This is a genomic window from Ohtaekwangia kribbensis, from assembly GCF_042676245.1.
GTDB classification, from domain to species: domain Bacteria; phylum Bacteroidota; class Bacteroidia; order Cytophagales; family Cyclobacteriaceae; genus Ohtaekwangia; species Ohtaekwangia kribbensis.
The window spans coordinates 378,519-401,710 of record NZ_JBHTKA010000007.1 but is presented as its reverse complement, the minus strand read 5'-3'; the positions used below and the strand labels follow the sequence as shown (position 1 = coordinate 401,710).

Sequence of the window (23,192 nt, the reverse complement as noted above, 5' to 3'; positions counted from 1 at the left end):
TTTACCGATCTCATTCTATAATCCCTTCTTTTTACGTTCCTCTCCTACTTATTCAGAAGCAGAAAGACGAACAAATATAGCCAAAGAACATCCAAAAAATGCCAATACGTGGCACACATTTCTATCTGGTTCATGTTTTTGGAATGTACTTTTGATTGAAACACCGCTACCAGTACGAAGATCAAAAAAACCACACCGCTTATTAAGTGAACTGCATGCGCACCACTCAACACATATACAAATGAATGCGACACCGGCCCACCGGTAAAGTGTTCTTTCAATTCAACCATCTGACCATACGCCATAAACTGGCCAATCACGAATGCTATACCCAGTATCGTTGTAATGCTTAACGCAATCTTCAATGACTCAAAATTGTCTTTGCGTGCAGCACGTACGGCCCACACCATGGTTACACTGCTGGCGAGTATAATACCTGTGTTTACCCAGAATAGATCCGGCACTATAATTTCAGACCAACCCATGTCACCACGCTTTACTATATATGCGCTCGTCCACGCACCGAAAAGCATAATGACCGTTGCAATGAAGAGCCACAATCCGAACTTCTTCGGGTTCATGGCCAGTGGTCTCTTGGCTTCTTCTACGATTTTAATATCTGGTACCATATTGTTTCCTTCCCTTCTTTATCTGTCAAACTTTATCCAACAAGTATGCAATCTGTACAATCGGCAAGTATAGAAAAGATCCGAACATAATTTTAAGTGCGGCCTTTCTGTCACCGGACTTCATCAATGAAAATGTCTGTGCAAAGAACAGTACGCCACAAATCGTTGCTACTATAGCCGAGTTCACACCCGTAATACCAAATGTAGCCGGTAACATTCCCAGCGGAATGAGACACATGGTATAGATCATAATCTGCACAGCTGTGTTCAAGTCTTTCTCTCCGCTTGACGGTAATAATTTAAATCCAGCCTTTTTATAGTCTTCATCAGCTACCCAGGCGATAGCCCAGAAGTGAGGAAACTGCCAGATGAATTGTATACCAAAGATGATCAATGCTTCGTGTGATATATTACCGGTAGCTGCAGTCCAGCCCAACAAAGGAGGCAGAGCACCCGGTATAGCACCAACAAACACAGCAACCGGACCAACACGTTTCAACGGAGTATATACAAAACTATATAGCACCATGGAAAGTATGGAGAGTGCTGTTGTGAGTGGATTGGTATATTTCATTAACAAACCAACACCTGCTATAAAGCAAAATGCCGAAACCAGAATCGCTTCGTTTATCGTAACACGATTGGTTGGCAACGGTCTTGACATGGTACGTGTCATCAATTTATCAAGATCTTTTTCGATGATCTGATTCACGATAACCGATGAACCAGAAAGAAGAAAACCTCCCGTAAATACCATGGTGAGTATAAACCAGTCAACACGTGGTGTTGCCAATACAAAACCAAAAGCACATGAAAATGCAACGAGAAATGAGAGTCTGAACTTCAGCAACTCCCAGTATGCTTTAGCCTTTGCTGCTACAAACGCTGCACCCGTAAGATCATGTATTTGTTGCGCTACCATCAATTCGTTACTACAGGTTCTTGTTTCCGGTTAAGCTTCAGCAACAACAAAAACTGCACTCCAAAAGTAACGGTGGCGAACAGCAGATGCAGCGGCTGAAGGTAGGGCGGAACAGCGAAGTACGCCATGCCCGCGCCTGTTAAAATGGTGCCCAAAATTAGCACGATTAGGGTAAGGAGGAAAGCTTTTGAGTGCACAGTTTTACGCAAATTGAAGATTAATCCAACATGCAAAACGAGTACGATCCAGGAGAACGAACGGTGCAGCACAAACTCAACACCGAGGTTCGAAATCCACGCTTCACGAATGGCCCAGGCCGAAACATTGTCTATGGCTTCGCGCACTTGCGTACCCAGTAATGTTTGTACCAGTAATACGGCCATGCATACAATCAGCCACCAGAATCCGATTGGTGAATCAATCGTTGTTACATAACTGCTTCGATGCACCAGGTATACCAGCAATGCTACAATGAGAATGGCCAGAAACATGTGTACGGTTATCGTCCATGGAGTAAGATTTGTCGATACAACAAAAGAGCCGATCCATCCCTGAAATCCTACCAGTAAAAATGTCACGAACGATATCACTGTGAGTCTGCCTTCTGTCTTCCAGAATCGAAGTGATGATATGAAAACTGCGAAGATCAAAAAGCCGATGACAACACCTACGATGCGATTGACATACTCAATCCATGTTTTGGTAGGATTGAAATCACTCTCTTCGCGAACCGAAGGATCGTTGAGTAATTTCTCTGCGGTGTCTTCCATGCCCAGTGCACGCAGGTACTTGGCAAACTTGATGTTCTTCTTTTCGCGATACTGCGCGTAGATGTCTTTATAGTCAGAAGGAAGTTCCGATACAGATTTTGGAGGCACCCAGTTGCCAAAGCATTTCGGCCAGTCCGGACATCCCATACCCGAGCCAGTGCTGCGTACAATTCCCCCTACCAGGATCAACAGGTAAACAGCAATAAGGGTTGAGATCGTAAGTCTGCGAAAAGACCGCATGGGCTATAAAGTTTAAGGTTCCAGACTTCAGATCCAGTATTGAAAGAGATCAATGCTGAATCTGAAATCTGAAACCTTGAACTGAATTTTATTAGTGTTTATTACCTTCTATAATGATCGCTCCTTCCCCATTGGATGTCTCAAGCTTGATGAGCTCATTCTCGTGCGGAAGATTCGACTCAGGTGTTTCTGAGAATGGGATGTGCTGCGGGATGAAATCCTCTTTTGCACCCGGCTTGCTATAGTCATACGGCCAGCGATATACAGATGGGATCTCTCCTACCCAGTTACCGTGACCAGGTTTGCGTGGTGTAGTCCACTCCAGTGTATTTGAATTCCATGGGTTGAGCGGAGCCAAACGACCGCGCCAGATGCTATAGAAGAAGTTGAACAGGAAGATGAACTGTGCAGCAAGTGTTAAGATAGCCGCTACAGACACCAGCATATTCAAGTCAGCAAAGCCGCTGAACGTTTCGAAGTTGGTCCAAGAGTAATATCTTCTTGGGAAACCAGCTATACCGATATAGTGCATCGGGAAGAACACCAGGTATACACCAACGAATGTTATCCAGAAGTGTACTTGTCCAAGTGTTTCATTCATCATACGACCGAACATTTTCGGGAACCAGTGATATATACCGGCCAGCATACCGAAGAACGATGCACTACCCATTACCAGGTGGAAGTGAGCCACTACGAAGTATGTATCGTGCAATTGAATATCGATCGCAGAGTTACCGAGGAATATACCAGTGATACCACCTGTCAGGAAGAACGATACAAGACCAATCGAGAACAACATAGCAGGCGTAAACACAATGTTACCCTTCCACAATGTTGTTACATAGTTGAATATTTTAACCGCTGATGGTACAGCAATGATAAGCGTCAACAGCATGAAGATCGATCCCAGGAATGGGTTCATACCCGTTACGAACATGTGGTGCGCCCATACGATGAACGACAGGATTGCAATGAAGAGCATAGAACCGATCATCGCTTTGTAACCGAAGATTGGCTTGCGTGAATTTGTCGCAATAATCTCCGAAGAAAGTCCTAACGCAGGTAACAATACGATATATACTTCCGGGTGACCGAGGAACCAGAATAAGTGCTGGAACAGGATCGGGCTACCACCATCGTGCGCCAATGCTTCACCACCGATATAGATATCCGACAGATAGAAGCTGGTACCAAAGCTACGATCGAAGATCAATAACAATGCAGCTGCGAAAAGTACAGGGAACGAAAGTATACCGATGATTGCTGTGAAGAAAAACGCCCAGATAGTAAGTGGCATTCTGGTGAATGACATACCACGGGTACGCATGTTGATTACAGTAGTAATATAGTTGATGCTACCCAGCAATGAACTTACAATGAACAACGCCATGGCTACCAGCCACAGGGTCATACCCATGCCGGAGCCTTTGATTGCCTGAGGCAATGCACTCAACGGAGGATATATAGTCCATCCACCTCCTGCAGGACCTGTTTCCAGGAACAATGAAACGAACATTACAACACTGGATAAGAAAAAGAACCAATATGAAAGCATGTTCATGAAACCAGACGCCATATCGCGTGCACCGATCTGCAACGGAATCAGGAAGTTTGAGAATGTACCGCTCAAGCCGGCAGTCAATACAAAGAACACCATGATGGTTCCGTGCATTGTAACCAACGCGAGGTAAAACTCAGGATCAAGCTTTCCTTCTGGAGTGATCCATTCGCCCAGCACAGGTTTCAACCAATCCAGATTCATATCCGGGAAACCAAGCTGAAGACGGAAGATCACCGAGAGTGTTCCTCCTAACAACGCCCAAAATATACCCGTGATCAGGAATTGCTTGGCGATGATTTTATGGTCGAGGCTGAAAATATAGGTTGTCCAAAAGTTACCTTCATGATGCTCATCATGCTCGTGGCCGTGATCATCGTGATGGTGTACGTCTTGATGGATGTGAATATCGGTCGTTGCCATGTCTTGATAATTCTTAGATTCGAAAAACTTATTCTGTCACTGCTGCTACCCCTGCCCCTGGATCTTTCTGTAATCCGGCCTTAATCATAGCTGCTTCCTTCAGTTGAGCCGGTACATTTTTCAGGTAATCCGGATTCTGTTTCAACCAAGCTTCCTGTGAAGCTTTCCAGCGATCATATGATTCTCTGTCCTCTACGATAACCGGCATTCTCATCGAGAAGTGACCTTTACCGCATATCTCTGTACAAGCCAATTCGTAATTGAAATTAGGATTGCCTGTCTCTATTCTCATTTCTTCGGTCGTTTTGGTAGCCTTAAACTTGAATTGTGTCGGCATACCGGGTACAGCATCCATCTTCACGCGGAAGTGTGGCAGGAACACGCTGTGCAATACATCTTTTGCTCTGATCTTCAAAAGGATTTCCTCATCTACCGGGAAGTGAAGTTCCAATGACTTGAAGTCATCATAAGAATTTTTGTCAGACAGATCGAGACCAAATTCATTTACAGCATCGATCAATTTATAGTTAACCTTTCCAAGCTCTTTATCTTTTGAAGGGTAACGCGCTGTCCACGCAAATTGCTGTGCTATAATTTCGATCACCTCAGCATCTTTTGATGCAGGTGCAGTGATTTCATTCCATGTACGGAGACCAGTAAAGATCAATACAGCAAGTACAATAGCCGGGATAATCGTCCAGGTCAATTCCAATATATGGTTGTCCGGGAAGAATTTTGCTTTTCTTGCTGGGTTGTATCTGTACTGATAGATGAACACGAACATTACAATACTGATGATCGCAAATGCGATCACCGTTACTGCCATTGTGATCCAGAACAACTTATCTGTTTCCTTACCATGTTCCGAAGCTATTGGAAGTGTATACTCATCAAAATGGGCATATGAATACCAAAAGAAAGCAACGAGTCCCACCACCATGAAGATGATAAAGAGCGTACCGTGAACTCCATTGTTTGCTCCTACGTAACCTTCTTTCTTTCCTTTCGCAATACCTACCAGGGTGCTGATCCGGAAGATCATGAACAGGATCGCAAGGACCAGAGCAACACCTAGAAAAATAATCAAACTCATCATAGCGCTTTTCTAAATATTAAATGTGGTGATGAAGACTTTCTTGTAACATCGGATCATTCTTTCCGAACAGCGGGAATTTCGACAGGCTGTTCAGAACAACCAACAGGTATACAGCTGCAAATATCAGTGCTACACCTATTTCCAGGAATCCTACTCCTCCTTCCAATTTCATAACACCTGGTGTTACCATATTGAAGAAATCGAACCAGTGACCAACGATGATAACCGGGCATACTACTTTCAACATAGAGATCTGGCGCTTCGCGTCTCTCGTCATGAATAACAAGAAAGGAAGTACAAAGTTCAGAATCAGGTTCAGGTAGAATATCCAGCTATAAGGACTGTTTCTCATACGCTCGTAGAAATATATAGTCTCTTCCGGAATGTTTGCGTAGTAGATCAGAAGGAACTGACCAAACCAGATATAGGTCCAGAAGATCGAGAATGCGAAACAGAATTTGCCAAGATCGTGCAGGTGATTCGAGTTAACAATTTTCAGGTAGCCTGCAGACTTCAGGTGTGCTACGATCAAGGTGATCACCGCCAAACCTGTTACCCACCAGCTCGCGAATACATACCAGCCAAACATGGTTGAGAACCAGTGTGTATCGATACTCATCACCCAATCCCATGCAGATACAGAAGAGCTTACACCGAAGAAGATAAGGAACCAGGTTGCTGTTACACGGTTTTTATACCAGTAAGCATTTGTAGCTTCCAGATCTTCAGCGAGCATATTTTTTCTGATCTGAACAAAGAAGTAATACCAGAGGCCGAAGAAGATTACCATCCGCGCAATAAAGAACAGCGGGAAAGTACCACCAGCCAATGGCCAGAAGAAGAACGGAGCCTTCTTGTTTATGATTTTATCAAACTCAGCACCATTTACATCGTAAAGGTAGCTGTGTGTCCAATGGAAAATATCGTGGTGAGTAAGGAACCAGAGTCCAAGCATTAATATACCAGCCACCGGAATCCACGATCCCATTGCCAGTGGAACACGCTTCACGCCTACTGACCAGCCAGCTTGTGCTGCGTATTGAATGGCTACGAAGAATAAACCAATTATACCAAGTCCTGTGAAGAACACATTGTTCATCCAGAGTGTGCTGAATAGTCTTTTTACCCACGGTTTTGTTTCAGCGTGGTGGCCAGCGTCTGCATGTGCTGCATGACCTTCTGAAGCCGCGCCATGCTGGTCTGCAGATGCTACCAGTTTCTGTGCTTCCGCTACTACAGCGTGACCGTCTCCGTGTGCTGCACCATGATGACCACTGTCATTCATTGCCAACACGAGGCCCAACGCGAATACTACTATACCTACAACAAGGAGTATGTATAGCTTCTTCTTGGTCTCCGGTCTAAATACATATTGTTCTTCAGCAACTTCTACGTGATGAGCCATTTCAGTTCCGTTATTCGTTAATCGTTATTTGTTATCCGTTAAAGTTCTTTAGTCATCAGCTTCCCAGCATTATTCAGGCAACTGATAACTGCCTTTTATTTTTGAAGTGTCTTTACATACTTGGCGATCTTCCAGCGATCTTCCGGACTGATCTGTGAACCATGCGCCCACATCAGACCTTTACCGTGCGTAATCACGTGGAAGATGTGACCCTCTGATATATTCTTCAATGCATCAGATTTATAATCAGGCACACCGTTGTAGTTACCTTTCTGAACACCGTCAATCTTAACACCGGCTGCAACTTTACCATCACCAGCACCTTTTGGTCCGTGACAATGATCGCAGTACATTTCATATAGCGCTTTACCAGAAGCTATAATCTCTGCTGTTGAATCTAATGGATTCTTCATGTGCGCAGATGCATACGCCAGACTGTCTTTACCGAGGCGGTAAGGAAGCCATCCGTTTTTATTGCGGCTCACTGTATTGGGAGCTGACTCACGCATGTTCATGCGATTCGGATTGAATTTATTTGAGTTGAAGTACTCTGCGTGTCCGTCCGGGTAATCAATGGATGTAACCCAACGTCCTGCATCTTCATCTACGATCTGAGTATAGGGCTCGTAAGCAACCGAGTGATACATGTTAGGTGCATATTCTGTACCCTGATCTTCACCACCGGCACCGCATGATGTTAACAACACTGCAGCTGAAAGTCCTACGAACAAGCTTGTTACAAAGCGCATGGTCAATATTCTATGATTATTCAAAATTCTTTTCATTTACTTCAGAAGCACCGGCATCCTTCAGGATACGAGAAATCTCTTCTTTGCTTTTACCACCGTTCAGGGCCAGATCGATAGCCATTACGTGTTTATCGTCTGTGCTTCTCACGTCAAACTGACGTGGCCATTTATAGGGCTTCAGATCACTTACGATCATGAATGTTGCCACCATACCTAACGCAGCCAAAAGAACTGTTAACTCGAAGGTCACAGGGATAAATGGAGGAAGTGACGCGAAGTTCTTACCACCAATGATCATTGGCCAGTCGTATCCGAGCATCCATATCTGCATGGTTAATGCAAGGCTGGTACCGGTAAGACCGAATAAGAAAGCAGCTCTTGGAAGACGGGATCTTTTCAATCCCAATGCATCATCTATACCGTGTACCGGGAATGGAGAGAATACATCGTGTATTTTCAGGCCAGTCGAGCGCACTTTGCTGATGCCGTCCAGCAGTACTTCTTCGTTATCAAATACGCCTACTAAAAAGTTTTTATCTGCAGTCATTTCTTCAAGTCTTATTAAGCGTGAACTTCTTCTTCTACATGTGAACTGTGACCTACTTTTTCAGAGTCTGATCTCACAATGCTTTTCACCTCTGCCATGTTAATCACCGGGAAGAACTTGGCGAAGAGCAGGAACGCTGTGAAGAACAATCCGAATGTGAATACGTATTCACCGATATCGTACATCGTCGGGTGGAACATGGTCCAGCTCGAAGGGATATAGTCGCGGTGCAGTGATGTAACGATAATCACAAAACGCTCGAACCACATACCTATGTTTACAATGATCGAGAGCACGAATGTTGCTACGATGCTCATTCTGATCTTCTTGATCCAGAATAATTGAGGAGAGATTACGTTACAAGTCATCATTGACCAGTATGCCCATGCATAAGGACCTTGTACGCGGTTATAGAATGCATATCCTTCGTATTCAACACCTGAGTACCAGGAGATGAACAACTCCGTGATATATGCGATACCTACAATTGAACCGGTTACGATGATGATGATGTTCATCAATTCAATGTGGTATATCGTGATATAGTCTTCGAGTTTAAATACTACGCGGGTAATCAACAGCAGAGTTAGTACCATCGCGAAGCCTGAGAAGATCGCACCAGCCACGAAGTATGGCGGGAAGATTGTTGTGTGCCATCCCGGAATAACCGAAGTAGCAAAGTCCATGGATACGATCGTGTGAACAGACAATACAAGTGGTGTTGAGAGACCTGCCAGAATCAGCGCTACGGCTTCGTAACGCATCCAGGTTTTAGCACCACCTTGCCAGCCGAAGCTCAACGCATTATATACGGCTGCTCGGATCTGGTTGCCTTGCACTACCGCGCGGTCGCGGATCGTAGCAAAGTCGGGAATAAGACCTATATACCAGAACACCAATGATACCGTGAAGTATGTCGAGATCGCGAACACGTCCCACAACAGAGGCGAGTTAAAGTTTGCCCAGAGAGAACCGAATGCGTTCGGCAGTGGAAGCGCCCAGTAGAAACCTAACCAGAGACGTCCCATGTGAATGAGCGGGAATGTTGCCGCACAGATAACGGCAAAGATCGTCATCGCTTCTGCAGCACGGTTGATGGACATTCTCCACTTCTGACGGAACAGCAAGAGGATCGCAGAGATCAGTGTACCTGCGTGACCGATACCAACCCACCATACGAAGTTCGTGATATCCCACGCCCAACCTACTGTTTTATTTAATCCCCAAACTCCTATCCCATGCCAGAGCACTGTACATACGCAGTAAAGTCCGTAGGCAAAAACTACCAGCGAAACAGCCAGTGCCAACCACCATGATCTCGGAGGTTTATTCTCTACGTGTCGGCTGATATCGTGCGAAACATCTTTTACCGTTTTACCACCGGTTACCAGGGGATCGCGAACTGATGACGTAACTTGCATTTATCTAAAAAGTTATCCGTTATTCGTTATAAGTTATTATCTGTGAGTATGCAGCTTATGCTTTAGCAGCATCCTTGTTTCTTACTTTCGTGAGGTACCAGATGTTTGGCTTCACACCAATTTCTTCTAATACCTGGTAAGCACGCGGGTTGTCTGCAATCTTGTCGATGCGGTGAGGATGTTTCTCATCCATCGGTCTGATTTTCAGAAGCTTCGATACTTTACTTTCCGGATTGTTAATGTCTCCGAATACGATCGCTCCGGTAGAGCAGGCTGCAGCACATGCTGTTACCACCTCTCCGTCTTTCAATGGTCTTCTCTCCTTCTTCGCGGTGAGTTTACCAGCTTGTATGCGTTGCACGCAGAATGAACATTTCTCCATTACACCACGTGAACGAACCGTTACATCCGGATTCAATACCATCTTACCCAAGTCTGAGTTCATTGCCGGGTTAGCGGTTTCGAACTGACGGTTATCGTGGTACTTGAACCAGTTGAAACGTCTTACTTTATAAGGACAGTTGTTTGCACAGTAACGCGTACCGATACAACGGTTGTAGGTCATTTGGTTGAGACCTTCCGTGCTGTGTGTAGTTGCTGCTACCGGACAAACTGTTTCGCAAGGTGCGTTGTTACAGTGCTGGCACAGCATCGGCTGGAATACTACATCCGGATTTTCAGCCGCTACTTCTATACCTCTCCAATCATCAGCAGGAGCATCGCTGCTATAGTAACGGTCGATGCGTAACCAGTGCATTTCTCTGCGGTTGATTACTTCTTCGCGACCTACCAGTGCTACGTTGTTTTCTACGTTACATGCCACCACGCAAGCTGCACAACCTGTACATGTGTTCAGGTCGATCGCCATTCCCCAATGGTGGTTGTTATACTCATGACCTTTCCACAATGAAATCTCGCCCGGGGCTACTTTGTGTTCTGGATCTGTCCAGGTTGCTACTGACGGATGGAAATCACGATCCCAGTTCTTGTCTTTATACTCAGACAATAATGTTTCCTGCACTACAGTCTCACGGCCCATATAGGTGTTGTGAGTTTGTGTTTGTGCTATCTGATATGTTTCCGTTGTTGGAGTAAAGGTTACTGTTGCGCTGTAGCTCAGTGAACCATTTACAAGAGCAACGAACGGATATACATTCTGCCCGATGTTATCAGCAACCTTACCAGCTTTCGTACGACCGTAACCTACAGGTATACCTATTGTACCAGGAGTTTGACCTGGCTGAACAAGCATTGGAAGTTTTACAGTTTTATCGTTGAAAGTGATGGTTGCGTATTTTGTTACGCTTTCAGAGAAGTCGATGTCTTTAGCATCTTTCGGAGCAACCGTTACATAGTGATCCCATGTAGCTTTTGTGATAGGATCCGGAAGCTCTTGCAATAACGGGTTGTTGGCTTGTGAACCATTACCGATGTTACCACTTTCGTAGATCACCAGTTCCCATGCTCCTGCTTTGTAGTTGCTTGCAATTGCATCAGCAGCGGCACCTACATTACCTGCGAATGTTACAGCTGCAGCAGCCGTTGGCGGCAGTTCGTATACGCCATCATACAGGCATTTATCCCAGAAACTCTGGAAGTCGAAAGTCTGATCTTTATAGAACCAGGTTCTCCAGTTATTTTTTACAAATTCAAAGTAATCAGCCTTCGGTTCATTTGACCACACGAGCAAGCTCTCCTGTGCTGCACGTGATTTGAAGATAGGTGTGATAGTCGGCTGACCCAGGCTGAAGAAATTCTTCTTCGGCTCTGCATCGTTCCATGCTTCAAGGAAGTGATGATCCGGAGCCATATACTTGGCAAGCGTTCCGGTTTCATCTTCTTTATAGCTTGTAGCAACAGACAGCTCCACATTTTTCAATGCAGCAGCAATCTTGTCACCAGCAGGGAAATCATATACCGGGTTACAGTTATAGAAAATTACTGCTCCGATCTTTCCTGCTTCTAATTCATTTACGAAGTTAGACATCGCTACATCGTCACCCTGGCGGAAATTTACCGGAGTGTTCAGATCGATTGTAGTGCCGTAGCTTCCGAGTATATCGTTGATTGCGTTAACAACCACTTGTATAGCCTTGTCGTTAGAACCTGCTACTACCAAAGCGTTGCCGCGGTTAGTCCAAAGTTCTTCTGCTGCTTTCGCAATGTTAGCTTTCTCTACGCCACCACTTACGGTAGGACGTCCTGCTTTACCTGCGAGTAAATTATAGAGTTGAATCACTACAGCGCCTTCTTCTGAAGGTTTGATTTGTGTTCTGTAGTCTGCATTGGCACCGGTGATCGAGAGTATAGATTCAAACTGATAGTGACGAGACATATCACGTTTGTCTTCTGTAACCTCGCGGGTTAATGCGTATTGTTTTGTAAATTCTATAGGAGAAATCCAGCTACCGATGAAGTCAGCAGCAACACTTACTATAACTTTAGCTTTGCTGAAATCATAAGAAGGTACAACAGCAGCACCGAACGATTCTTCATTTGCTTTAACAATTCCGTATGAAGATGTCTGATCATACTGAATGTGTTGTGTTGAAGCGTATGTTGCTTTGAATTTTTCAATAGCAGCTTTTGTACTTGGGCTCAGTATCGTGTTACTAACAATTCTGATTTGTCCACCCTTACCAGAGATCTCGTTCAGTTTTGCAATTACTTGTTTGTCGAGATCTTCCCAGCTGATTTTATCTTTTCCAACCTTCGGGCCACGAAGGCGGGCGTTATCATATAAAGAGAGTACAGATGCTTCTACCTGTGCGCTTACCCCACCTTTGGTTACATTGGAGAGTGCGTTACCTTCTATTTTGATCGGACGACCTTCGCGAGTTTTTACAACAATGCTACAGTAGTCGCCACCGTTAACATACGATGAAGCGTAGTAGTTTGGTAAGCTCGGATCTATATCTACCGGCTTGTTAACATAAGGAATAGCTTTGCGGATAGGTGCCTCACACGCAGCCAATGCAACGGCAGACACGCCAAAGCCCATCATCTTCAAAAAATCCCTGCGCGAATGTCCCAGGTCTTCTTCCGGACCAGGCTGAGCAAATTCGTGATGAGCATTCTTCACAAACTCTGGATTGTTTGCCAACTGCTCGATGCCTTTCCAGTATACCTTTTTAGATTCTTCCATTTTACAGTGAATCGTTATCCGTTATCAGTTAATTCTTTTTCTAAATAGTTTATGTTAGTAGTGACACTTTGAACATTCAAGTCCACCGATGTCTTCTACTTTCATTGGTGTCTTCTTGCTCTGGTTGTGAATCTCTACCAGGTTATCATAGTAGGCATTGCCTTTCGTGTTAACATCAGTCTTGCGGTGACAGTCGATACACCAGCCCATGGTTAACAATGAGTGCTGACGAACTACATCCATAGTCTCAATCGGACCGTGGCAAGTCTGACACTCAACACCAGCCACATTCACGTGTTGTGAGTGGTTGAAATATGCGAGATCAGGAAGGTTGTGAATACGAACCCACTCGATTGGCTTGCTCGTTTCATACGCCTTTACAATTTTACCGATCTCCGTATCACCTGTGAGTGTACCGGACTTGATCTGGTTGTGACAGTTCATACAGATGTTCACGGAAGGAATGGTAGCACTCTTGCCTTTCATTACACCTACGTGACAGTATTTACAGTCAATTTCATATTGACCTGCGTGAATCTTGTGCGAGAAAGCTATAGGTTGTTTCGGAGCATAACCTTGCTGAACACCTACTGAGTATAGGCCGTTGATTACCGCTTTGAAACCAAGTGCTGCTGTTACAAACACTACTACAAATACAAAACCGCGGCTCTTGAAAATTGATCCTGTTGTTACAGTTGGGTTTACAACGTCAGCTTCTTCTTCTGAAAGTGTCTTCTGATCGAGGAAGCGCTTCAGTGCAGATACCAGGAATCCTAATACAACCAGGAGGAGTATAAGGATCACTACCATACCGATCAATATAACATTGAGGTATGATGAAGGAAGGCCGTCTTGAGGCGTTGTTCCCGTTGGAGGAGTAGGCCCAGCGTTAGTAGTTGGCTCAGGTCCTTTGTCAGTCTCAGCTTTAACATACGCAAGGATGTTCATGATCTCTTCATCCTTGAAAGCGGAGAAGGCAGTCATCTGCGTTTTGTTATAGTCGTTATACAGTTTTACTGCATACGGTTCACCGCTGGCTATAACAGCCGAAGAGTTCTTTACAAAAGACTTGATCCAGTCAATGGATGGTGTTCTATCATATACACCGGCCAGTGCTGGACCAACTAATTTTTGATGTACTCTGTGACAAGCTTTACAGTTCGCATTAAACAACGCCTGACCTGCGCTGATAGCAGCGGGGTCTTTGGAAATTTCCTGAGCGTAATTGGTAAAACTGATTAATGCGAAAACGAGGACGAGAGTAAAGAACTTGCAAGCGGAAGAAGTGAAATGTTTTATCATGTTAGGTTCAGTGTCCGTTTTCAAAACAAGCGGCACAAATCTACTATCGGAACTCATTTTTTCAAATTTATTTGATTCGTTGCGCAATAAATAATGATGAAAATCTTACCTCAAATGAGGTTTTTTAAGCAGCAATCCCATCATTTCGCGCGAAGGTATACATGGAAAGCGAAGTTGGTATATAAATCATATAATAAAATGTAATTTAGAATCATTCTTAAAAACAACGCTGTTTCAACAGTAAAAGAATGAATATAAGCACACGTTTGATTGCTCTAATGTGTGTAAACACATCACATTACATCACTTCTTTTTAAAGATAAGATCGGCTTGTTGTACTGCGATGACACGATTAAACAACTCCTTCAGAAAATGATATTCTTCCGAGGTAAAGAGTGTGCGTGATACCTGCAGTGAACTGTTGATCGAAAGCCTGCTCCCCTGCTGTTGCAGATCAAACAAGTACCGTCCTCCGGCATTAGGTAGTGCAAGTCCTACCTTCTGAGGAAGATCCACCGGAGCAAAAGTATCCGGGTACTCAAAATTTAGTATCAAAGTCTCCTCTAATGGTACACCAAAATCAACCGGATATATTCTTTCAGCAGAGCGAAACGGGTTCTGTTCCCACCGACCAATAACAAAAGGATTAAACAAAAAGCCCGATGCATTCATGTTTTCAGTCTGTGCCATCTCTATATCCAGCTTCATCACCAGTGGCTTGCCAAGCTCTTCTATATTTTCAATTTTGAAATCGCGGATCTCAAGGTTGTTCATCTTTTTACTGAGCTCACGTATAAATTCTTTATCACTGCCTGCAGTATGAACTTCCTTACGCTTGTCCAGCGCAGCGTATCCATTATAAGTAGACTGTAATGTTCCCTTGAAAACTCCATCCGGCTCAAGTTTCAGATTGATCAGGGTAATCTTCCTTGATTTCTCCACCGGATTCAAGTCGTACCAATACGATTCCTTTTCACCGAGCACACGTCCTTTACCATTCAGGCATTTCTCAGGCAGCATACCGAACGGAAGAAAATCATCAGTCGCATCGAGTAAATACGATTTGTTGTTCACATTGACTTTAGCCACTACATAATTGAAATCACTTAGTACCGGGTGCAATTCCGTTACCCACCCGTTCCCGCGTGTCGACAAGATCACAGGCTCTGTACTCAGTCCAGCATACTTCAATGCAGCGACCAATGAAAGATTGATGTCGCCTACATTACCGGCTTTCGCATCGAACGCACGTTTTATTCCGAACTCGCTATACATACCATATACATCGTTCCAGCGATACCATGCTTTGATAAACTCGTAGATCTTTTTTGCTTTCGCGAGCGGATCGGTTTCACCCGCGATTAATTGCTCCACGTGTTCATCCACTATATCTTTTCCGCGCCTGATCTGGATTCCGAACTTATCACTCTTACGAAGCTCGTCTTCAACATCAGCCCACTCTCGCGTGATCTTATCCTTGCGCCCATCAAAATAATGTACCTCGGCAAGTTCAAAGTTTATCATGGAGAGATAGTTTGAGCGAGCCGTCATATAGGACTCTTCTTTAAATGCGGGTATATCTTTCATGCCCCACTTAAATCTGGCGCAGTCGGCATTATAGCCTCCACCGGGTGTAAAGCAATCGCGGATCACTTCGCTTTCGTTCTTGCTAAGCTGCAGATATCCTTTCAGTGAAATGTTGAATTTATAGTTGGCCGGCACCGTTGCCCAGTACTCGCTCATAACCTTGGGTATGTCAGACTGAAACTCCCAGTTATGAAAATTGAAAATGAAAGGTGATTCAACAATATAGTGTACTTCGATAACGCTCCCTACCCGAACATTCGGCACAGCGAATTTGCTTGCATCCCAATACTTACTTATGTTTTCCGTAAACAGATTCTTATTCTCGAGCTTCGTTTCCTTCATCGAACCATTTTCATAATTGAAGCTCGATGCCTTTACCGAGCGCACGCGTTCAGCACGAGACTCCTGCTTACGCAACGGTATCTCAAAATCAGCATAACGCAGTCCGCCTTTCTTCAGTATCTTGATCTTGGCGTGATATTCAAACAGCAGGTTGTTATCATTGCTGTTGTCGATATAGGCTTCACCAAATTCATTTAACACAACCGCCACGGCAGCTGTATCTTTTTCATATGCTTTCATATCGAGTTCACGATACGTAGTCTGGCCGTATGGAAAGCCATGGTCTTGCGCAACGGAGAACAACGTGGTTCCGCTTAACAGGAGGAGTAGAAGTAGACGCATGTAGTACATCAGGTTTGATGCAAGATACTTCTTTTGTGTTGATGTGTTGGTGTGTTGAGGTGTGTATGTAGCCGGAAAATATAGTTGATACAACTGATGATGTTTGTATGTGATTTTGTTAGCATTTTTGAAACCATGAGAATCGGACTTCTATCGGACACGCATAGTTACCTGGACAAAAAAGTATTCGATTATTTTAAAGACTGCGATGAAGTATGGCATGCCGGAGATATAGGCGACAAGATTGTTGCCGATGAGCTTGCTGCCTTTAAACCCTTTCGCGCAGTGTATGGTAACATTGATGATAAAACGGTGCAAGCGGTGTATCCTGAAGATCTGCGTTTTACCTGCGAAGGCCTCGATGTCTGGATGACTCACATCGGTGGTGCACCTCCTAATTATAATCCACGCGTCAAAAAATTGCTAAAGGAAAGTTCTCCCGATATATTTATTTGTGGGCACTCGCATATACTTCGCGTAAAGCGCGATGCTGCCTTTAACGGCATGCTATATCTCAATCCGGGTGCAGCCGGTAATCATGGCTTTCATGCCATTAAAACCATTGTACGCTTTGAGATTGTAAAGAAAGAAATTAAGAATATGGAAGTGATCGAGTTGGGAAAACGCGGAGTGCTGGTATAGCGCTATAGTTTTTCCGATCATTTAGAATTGATAGCGAAGTGAAACTCCATTGCCGTTCATGTTGAATGAAACGGTTTGCTCGCCTTCATGTTGTTCGAGGTATCGCTTGTACTTCTTCGCTCCTTTTGTCCAGAGAATAACACCTGGTATAGTCATGCCTAAACCGCCTGCCATCATTAATATACCTATGGCTGCTTTTGGATCGCCTTCTTCGTAGGTAGTACCGTTGTAAGAGTTGTAGCTGTAATACGTTTCGTCTGCACTGCCAAATACAATGACTCCGCCCACCAGCATTGCGCCACCAATAATGGTAAGCGTACGGCCGGCATTACGCATGCGCAGTCCAGGCGGCATATATACTTTGTACGCTCCCTCCCCTGCCGGGTTCATAATCAACGGACTGACTACACGCTCATCATTAACCGCCACTACGGATTGATTAAACTGTGCCCAAGCGGGCATACTCGTAGTCAGTAATAGAATTACGAATAATGTTGCTTTCATACAACAGGGGTATATAACAGTGAAAGGTGTTACGCTTGTACTATACGTACTGGTTCAGCATAACAGGCATTACCAGCATCAGAATGTCTTCGCTTTCGTCTTTATCTACTGGTAAAATTACACCTGCTTTGTTCGGAGCAGACATGGTAAGTCTGATCTTGTCAGAATCCAAGTTGGTAAGCATTTCGATCAGAAACTTTGCGTTGAAGCCGATCTCGATGTCTTCGCCTTCGTGCTCGCAGCTCAGTCTTTCGTTAGCTTCGTTTGAGAAGTCCAAGTCTTCTGCAGAAATCTGCAGTTCGCTTCCGGTAATTTTCAGACGAACCTGGTGTGTTGTTTTGTTCGCGTAGATAGAGATACGCTTGAGAGCACCGAGCAGGTCGTTACGCTCAATCGTCATCTTGATATTATTTCCGCTAGGGATTACGTTGTCGTAGTCAGGGAAACGCTCATCGATCAGACGGCAGATCATTTTGATGTTGCCGAATTTGAAAAAGGCGTTAGACATGTTAAAATTCAGGCTAACGTCTGTATTTTCAGAAGGCAACGTTGCCTTCAACAGGTTCAATGCTTTACGTGGAATGATGATCGCATTACCGTTATCCGATTTAACATCGGTTCTTCTGTAACGCACCAGGCGGTGTCCGTCTGTTGCCACGAATGTTGTATTCTTATCGCCCAGGTTTACATATACGCCGGTCATCGCAGGACGAAGCTCATCGTTGCTGGTAGCAAAAATGGTGTTGTTTACTGCGCGTGATAAAACCTCGGTAGAAATTTCTGCTGAGAAATCATTCGATACTGTAGGAACCTTCGGGAAATCCGTAGCATTCTCACCGGAAAGTTTATAACGACCGTTGTCAGAAATAATCTCAACACTATAAGTAGAGTCATCGATAGAAAACGTAACAGGCTGCTCCGGCAGGTTCTTCAGCGTGTCGAGAAGAATACGGGCAGGCACCGCGATGCTTCCTTTTTCTTTTGATTCAACCTGAATCTCGGTGATCATCGAGGTTTGAAGATCAGAAGCCGTTACCGTCAAACTTCCTTTCTCAAGTTCAAACAGGAAATTCTCCAGGATGGGAACTACCGGGTTTGTAGTAATTACACCATTGATATTAGAAAGTTGCTTCAGCAGGTAAGCAGAGTTAACGATAAACTTCATTCGTGAAAAAGTGTTTGAGGTTGTTAAAGCGGCGGTAAAGTTATAAAGAAAACCGAATTATAAAATGAATGGGAAATTGCAAAAAAATCCGGCAAATCAAGAAATCATTTTAAAAAATATCGTTTCGGATGGAGAATAGCCCTGATTTTGTTTTCGTGCAGCACGCTCCAGTCGTTTCCGATCTGCCCAAAAAATTGCTGCGGACCCGAAGAAAAAATTTTTAACTCGTATTTTTTTTCTGCTATGTCGGTGACCGTGAGGATAAACAGCGGATCTTTTTTCGAAAGACTATCCAGTGTGGGTGTCGCATCGATGTACTCGTCTGCTGTAAGCAGCGACACCGCATCCAGGAAGTTGTTCATCTTTGAGGTATCCGTCTGCACACCTTTTATCCCAAAAAAGTTATCATCCATTTCTACCAGGAAGTTGTCCGTTTCGCGACTTGGGAAGCGAACCTCCAGGTTTTTGAAGTTTCTCCAGTTGAAACCAAAGATGTATTTATCGCGCCAGCCCTTCTCGTTCAATTCAAATATACCCGACACATAAACGCGATAGCCGGGAATCGACATAACGTAAGGGGTACCCGCTCCCACACCTTTAAAGTATGCCTGTGTCTTTGCTTCATTTCCTCCGGCAAAAAATTCCTCTACGGTTTTGCCTCCCGAGATCAACGATACCTTCACACCACTGGTTTCGATTACTTTACTAATTGAGTCCTGCTGCGACTGTGCCACAGGTCGCTTCGGTTTTGCCTGACCTAATGTAGCAAACAATACTTCGATCATATTACGGTCTGCATTATAGGCTTCATTTACTTTCCAGGCTGAACCCAGGTATTTCAAATCTACTTTTCCCGCAGGCGATTGTAATATAACTTCGTTTACTTCGCGGAGATCGGCCTTTCTGAAAATAGTCTCGTCTACTTCAAAAGTATTGTCACGCTTGCCATACCACACGGTAGCCGCAGTGGCTGCCAGCAACACGACCAGTATAATCAGTAACCGTTTATTTTTTTTCTCCTGCATATCAGAACCGGGCAAATTTATTCTTCCTCCAGTACGCGCGCACTACTCCGAAAACAATCAGCAGCACAAGCGGCACTCCAAGATTGATCACCTGCCATTTTATTTTTTCCTGCTTTACTTTCTCACGATCAAGCGGACGAATCCGTATCTGTTTGCTGCGCGCCTGTATCAACCCGTTATCTTCAGTGAGGTACGCGAGTATATTCATTAACAATTCGCGGTTGGCAAAAGTATAATTCGTGAATGGATAGAACCCCAGTGGCTGCGGCTGGCGTGAGCGCGGATTTACTTCATTACGAATGATGTCGCCATCAGCAATGACTACGAGCCTGGTATCTTTACTTTGTTCGATCACGGCTGACTGTCCTAAACCTTCCGGTAAAAATCTGTTCTTGAACAGCGATGAAAAACTTCCTTCCAGCAGGTAGCCCACCGGTATAGCACTCTTTGAAAAATCTTCAGCCTTTACATTCTTTCGTAATTCATTTACACTCACATTTACCGGGGCGGTAATGGTACGTGTATAGTTTGAAGTGAGCATCAACGGAGTCTTCTTTACTCCGGGTGCCTTTACAGTATCAATGCTGCTCGCAAACTTCAACACCACGGCATCGAGATTACGCGTAACCGGGTGTTCTGCATAATGATTAATGAGCGGAAAGAATGGCCAGTCGATCAACTGCATTTGAGGCTTCCCTCCTGCTTCACCGGTAACAATCGGATATGGCGCTGCACTCTGGTCTTGTATAAGATCAGGGTTGATGCGCACACCGTATTTGAAAAGCTGATCGTCAAGATTGAGGTCGTATGGAACGGCAAAGTAATTTTCGAGCGAGGCGCTGTCCATACTTGCATCAAGTTTGTCGAGGAGAAACACAACTTTACCACCTTGCATGATGTATTGATCGAGCCTGAATTTATCAATCTGCGAAAACGCAGCGTGAGGTTTCGCTATGATCAGCGCGGTATATTTCGGAAGATCCGTTGCTGTAGCCAGATTGGTTTTATATACATCGTATACTTCCAGCAGATCGTTGTTGAAGCTCGCGATACCGGCTCCTTCCAACTCGCCATGCCCGGTAACAAAACCGATGCGCTTCCGGTTGGTGTTTGCAAGTTTATAGATTGTATTAATGAGTTCAAACTCTATATTTTCAATCGACTGGTTGATTCGTTCGTCTGATGTTTTCGCGGTGCTTCCTTTCAGCAACATCAACCCCGATTCCATTCCTCCGGCTGATACAATTGCCCCGGGGAAAATAATTTTCTCCACGCGCTGTCCGTCCTTGGTATCAATCACATTGGTAGGTTGTATACCGCGTCTGCCGAGATCGTTCATAAACTCGGCTTGCGCCTGCTGCCCTTTGGCTGTAGCAGGATTGGTAAATATATAGTTTACCTTATTGTCGGAATATATTCTGAACTCCTCCAGTGTTTCACGGATGGCTTTCTGAAATCTGCGGAAGCCTGCGTTCAGTTCGCCTTCCAGGTATACCTCAACATATACTTCTTCTTCGAGGTTATCGAGTATCTCGCGCGTCTGCGGCTTGATGCTATAGCGCTTCTCATCTGTAAGGTCAACCCTGAAAAAATAATGCGATGCCAGCAGGTTAATCAATACCACCAGCACAATACCGTTGGCAAAGAATAAATAGTCGCCCAGTTTTCTGCTCTTCCAGTTTACCATTGCCTGCTTCCTAAAATTAATTTTGTTGCCGATAATAACAGAAAGATCACGCTCAGAAAGTAAAGCACATCGCGACTGTCCACAAGACCTTTACTGAGTGATTCATAATGGTATACTATACCGAGTTGTTTGATCACCAAGGCATAGGCCGACCACACGTTAAGTGTTGCCAGCGATTCAAATCCGGTAAAGAGTATAAAACACAGAAACGCTGCTACAATAAACGCAACGATCTGGTTAGGCGTAATAGACGATGCAAATATACCCACCGAGCAAAACACACCCGCGAGCAGGCACAATCCTATATACGATCCCACAATACCAGCGGTATCAACATTACCTGCTGGGTTACCCAAACTATATACTGAAATATAGTATAGCACGGTGGGTGCCAGTGCCAACAGTACCAGGCAGAACGTGGCGAAGAATTTCCCGAGAATAACATCCCAGTCGCTGAGCGGTTTGGTCATGAGCAACTCCATGGTGCCGGCCTTCTTCTCTTCGGCAAAGCTGCGCATGGTAATGGCTGGAATCAGGAATATAAATACATACGGACCGAGCGAGAACAGCGTGTCCATATCGGCATACCCGTAATCAAGCACCGAAGTCTCCGGGAAAACCCACATGAGCAAGCCGATGCCGGTAAGAAAAACTCCGATCACCACATACGCGATGAGCGAGTTTAAAAAGCTACTGAATTCTTTGGCTAGTACCTGGAGCATGATTGTTAAAAACGCAGCAAAGTAAATTTAATTTTGATTATGCTCCACCGGAGACTGTGCCGTAAGCGAATGAAAAATATTTTCGAGCGAGCTCTCTTCCTGCTTCAACCCGATGAGTGATAAATTATTGTCGGCAGCAAAACGGAACAACGCAGGGCGTATATCGACACCGGCTGCAGCCACTACCTTGAACTTGAATGTATCCAGCGATTGGACACTGATCACTTCCGGCAGTTGCTGAAGTTGCTCGGCCGTTACACCTTTTTCAAATTCTGCTACCACTACCACGTTGCTCTGTTGTGTTTGCAGGAGATGCTCAACCGTATCATCGGCCACTATGTTACCACGGTTAATCACAACAACGCGATTACACAGTGCCTGTACCTCCTGCATGATGTGCGTAGAGAAGATCACTGTCTTATCGCGACTGATATCTTTAATGAGTTTACGAATCTCCACCAACTGGTTCGGGTCGAGTCCTGACGTGGGCTCATCGAGGATCAACACTTTCGGATTGTGAATCAAAGCCTGCGCCAGTCCAACCCGTTGCCGGTATCCTTTCGAAAGTGTCTCAATCTTTTTATTCTGTTCGCGCGTAAGACCACAGCGCTCCACCATCTCCGCTACCTGCTGTCGTAACGTCTTCCCCGACAATCCATATAGTTTACCAATGAAGCCGAGGTACTCATGCACATACATGTCAAGGTATAGCGGGTTGTGTTCCGGCAGGTACCCGGTAATGCGTTTAGCTTCCATCGCATTGTCCACAACGTTATGGCCACCCACCAGCACTTCACCTTCGGTGGGAGGAAGATAGCACGTTGCTATTTTCATGGTAGTAGATTTACCGGCACCGTTGGGCCCGAGAAAACCTACGATCTCACCTGCTGCCACTTCAAAGGAAATGTTATTGACAGCGTATTGCTGCCCGTAGACTTTGGTAAGATTCCGTATCTGAAGTGACAT

Annotated in this window: 19 protein-coding genes; 1 reads left to right on the top strand and 18 read right to left on the bottom strand. The window is 44.7% G+C overall.

Going from position 1 to position 23,192, the window contains the following annotated elements:
* Nucleotides 1–44: 44 nt before the first annotated feature.
* The 12 genes from ACFQ21_RS16890 to ACFQ21_RS16835 all read right to left on the bottom strand — a co-directional run bounded on the left by ACFQ21_RS16890 (nucleotide 45) and on the right by ACFQ21_RS16835 (nucleotide 16,481).
* A complete protein-coding gene (locus ACFQ21_RS16890; RefSeq protein ID WP_377580458.1) occupies nucleotides 45–629 on the bottom strand; it encodes a cytochrome c oxidase subunit 3 in 585 nt (194 codons plus the stop codon).
* A 25-nt stretch (nucleotides 630–654) separates the two neighbouring features.
* Complete coding sequence (gene cyoE / locus ACFQ21_RS16885) at nucleotides 655–1,551, bottom strand: heme o synthase (protein WP_377580457.1); 897 nt, start codon at nucleotides 1,549–1,551, stop codon at nucleotides 655–657.
* Nucleotides 1,551–2,561: a COX15/CtaA family protein gene (locus tag ACFQ21_RS16880; protein WP_377580456.1), complete on the bottom strand. Its 1,011-nt coding sequence runs from the start codon at nucleotides 2,559–2,561 to the stop codon at nucleotides 1,551–1,553. Before ACFQ21_RS16880 ends, cyoE begins: the two co-directional genes overlap by 1 nt.
* Before the next feature lie 91 nt (nucleotides 2,562–2,652).
* Nucleotides 2,653–4,545, bottom strand: coding sequence for a cytochrome c oxidase subunit I (locus ACFQ21_RS16875; protein WP_377580455.1), 1,893 nt, complete (start codon nucleotides 4,543–4,545; stop codon nucleotides 2,653–2,655).
* A 28-nt stretch (nucleotides 4,546–4,573) separates the two neighbouring features.
* A complete protein-coding gene (locus tag ACFQ21_RS16870; RefSeq protein ID WP_377580454.1) occupies nucleotides 4,574–5,641 on the bottom strand; it encodes a cytochrome c oxidase subunit II in 1,068 nt (355 codons plus the stop codon).
* Nucleotides 5,642–5,657: 16 nt separating this feature from the next.
* Nucleotides 5,658–7,046 carry a quinol:cytochrome C oxidoreductase gene (locus tag ACFQ21_RS16865; protein WP_377580453.1) on the bottom strand — a complete coding sequence of 463 codons (1,389 nt, stop codon included), beginning with the start codon at nucleotides 7,044–7,046 and terminating at the stop codon, nucleotides 5,658–5,660.
* Between the two features lie 95 nt (nucleotides 7,047–7,141).
* Nucleotides 7,142–7,795, bottom strand: a complete 654-nt coding sequence (locus tag ACFQ21_RS16860) for a c-type cytochrome (RefSeq protein ID WP_377580452.1) — start codon at nucleotides 7,793–7,795, stop codon at nucleotides 7,142–7,144.
* A 16-nt stretch (nucleotides 7,796–7,811) separates the two neighbouring features.
* Nucleotides 7,812–8,342, bottom strand: coding sequence for a DUF3341 domain-containing protein (locus ACFQ21_RS16855; RefSeq protein WP_377580451.1), 531 nt, complete (start codon nucleotides 8,340–8,342; stop codon nucleotides 7,812–7,814).
* A gap of 14 nt (nucleotides 8,343–8,356) precedes the next feature.
* Nucleotides 8,357–9,763 (bottom strand): NrfD/PsrC family molybdoenzyme membrane anchor subunit, encoded by a 1,407-nt coding sequence (gene nrfD / locus ACFQ21_RS16850; protein WP_377580450.1) that lies wholly within the window; start codon nucleotides 9,761–9,763, stop codon nucleotides 8,357–8,359.
* 55 nt (nucleotides 9,764–9,818) lie between these two features.
* Complete coding sequence (locus tag ACFQ21_RS16845; RefSeq protein WP_377580449.1) at nucleotides 9,819–12,908, bottom strand: TAT-variant-translocated molybdopterin oxidoreductase; 3,090 nt, start codon at nucleotides 12,906–12,908, stop codon at nucleotides 9,819–9,821.
* Nucleotides 12,909–12,962: 54 nt separating this feature from the next.
* The gene (locus tag ACFQ21_RS16840) at nucleotides 12,963–14,210 is read right to left on the bottom strand and encodes a c-type cytochrome (protein WP_377580448.1); all 1,248 of its coding nucleotides are present in this window, start codon (nucleotides 14,208–14,210) and stop codon (nucleotides 12,963–12,965) included.
* Between the two features lie 303 nt (nucleotides 14,211–14,513).
* A complete protein-coding gene (locus ACFQ21_RS16835) occupies nucleotides 14,514–16,481 on the bottom strand; it encodes a DUF3857 domain-containing protein (protein WP_377580447.1) in 1,968 nt (655 codons plus the stop codon).
* 135 nt (nucleotides 16,482–16,616) lie between these two features.
* Here ACFQ21_RS16835 and ACFQ21_RS16830 point away from each other — a divergent pair, with 135 nt between their 5' ends.
* Entirely contained in the window at nucleotides 16,617–17,123 is a 507-nt protein-coding gene (locus ACFQ21_RS16830) for a metallophosphoesterase family protein (protein ID WP_377580446.1), read from the top strand.
* 21 nt (nucleotides 17,124–17,144) lie between these two features.
* On the opposite strand, the gene ACFQ21_RS16825 is transcribed toward ACFQ21_RS16830, so the two are convergent.
* From ACFQ21_RS16825 to gldA, 6 genes are all read right to left on the bottom strand, one after another.
* The gene (locus tag ACFQ21_RS16825; RefSeq protein WP_377580445.1) at nucleotides 17,145–17,627 is read right to left on the bottom strand and encodes a hypothetical protein; all 483 of its coding nucleotides are present in this window, start codon (nucleotides 17,625–17,627) and stop codon (nucleotides 17,145–17,147) included.
* 40 nt (nucleotides 17,628–17,667) lie between these two features.
* Nucleotides 17,668–18,792, bottom strand: a complete 1,125-nt coding sequence (gene dnaN, locus ACFQ21_RS16820; RefSeq protein ID WP_377580444.1) for a DNA polymerase III subunit beta — start codon at nucleotides 18,790–18,792, stop codon at nucleotides 17,668–17,670.
* Between the two features lie 104 nt (nucleotides 18,793–18,896).
* Complete coding sequence (locus tag ACFQ21_RS16815) at nucleotides 18,897–19,817, bottom strand: DUF4340 domain-containing protein (protein WP_377580443.1); 921 nt, start codon at nucleotides 19,815–19,817, stop codon at nucleotides 18,897–18,899.
* Nucleotide 19,818: 1 nt separating this feature from the next.
* Nucleotides 19,819–21,504, bottom strand: coding sequence for a gliding motility-associated ABC transporter substrate-binding protein GldG (gene gldG, locus ACFQ21_RS16810; RefSeq protein ID WP_377580442.1), 1,686 nt, complete (start codon nucleotides 21,502–21,504; stop codon nucleotides 19,819–19,821).
* Entirely contained in the window at nucleotides 21,498–22,226 is a 729-nt protein-coding gene (gene gldF, locus ACFQ21_RS16805) for a gliding motility-associated ABC transporter permease subunit GldF (RefSeq protein ID WP_377580441.1), read from the bottom strand. The genes gldG and gldF overlap by 7 nt, the downstream gene beginning before the upstream one ends.
* A gap of 27 nt (nucleotides 22,227–22,253) precedes the next feature.
* Nucleotides 22,254–23,192 (bottom strand): gliding motility-associated ABC transporter ATP-binding subunit GldA, encoded by a 939-nt coding sequence (gene gldA, locus ACFQ21_RS16800; RefSeq protein WP_377580440.1) that lies wholly within the window; start codon nucleotides 23,190–23,192, stop codon nucleotides 22,254–22,256.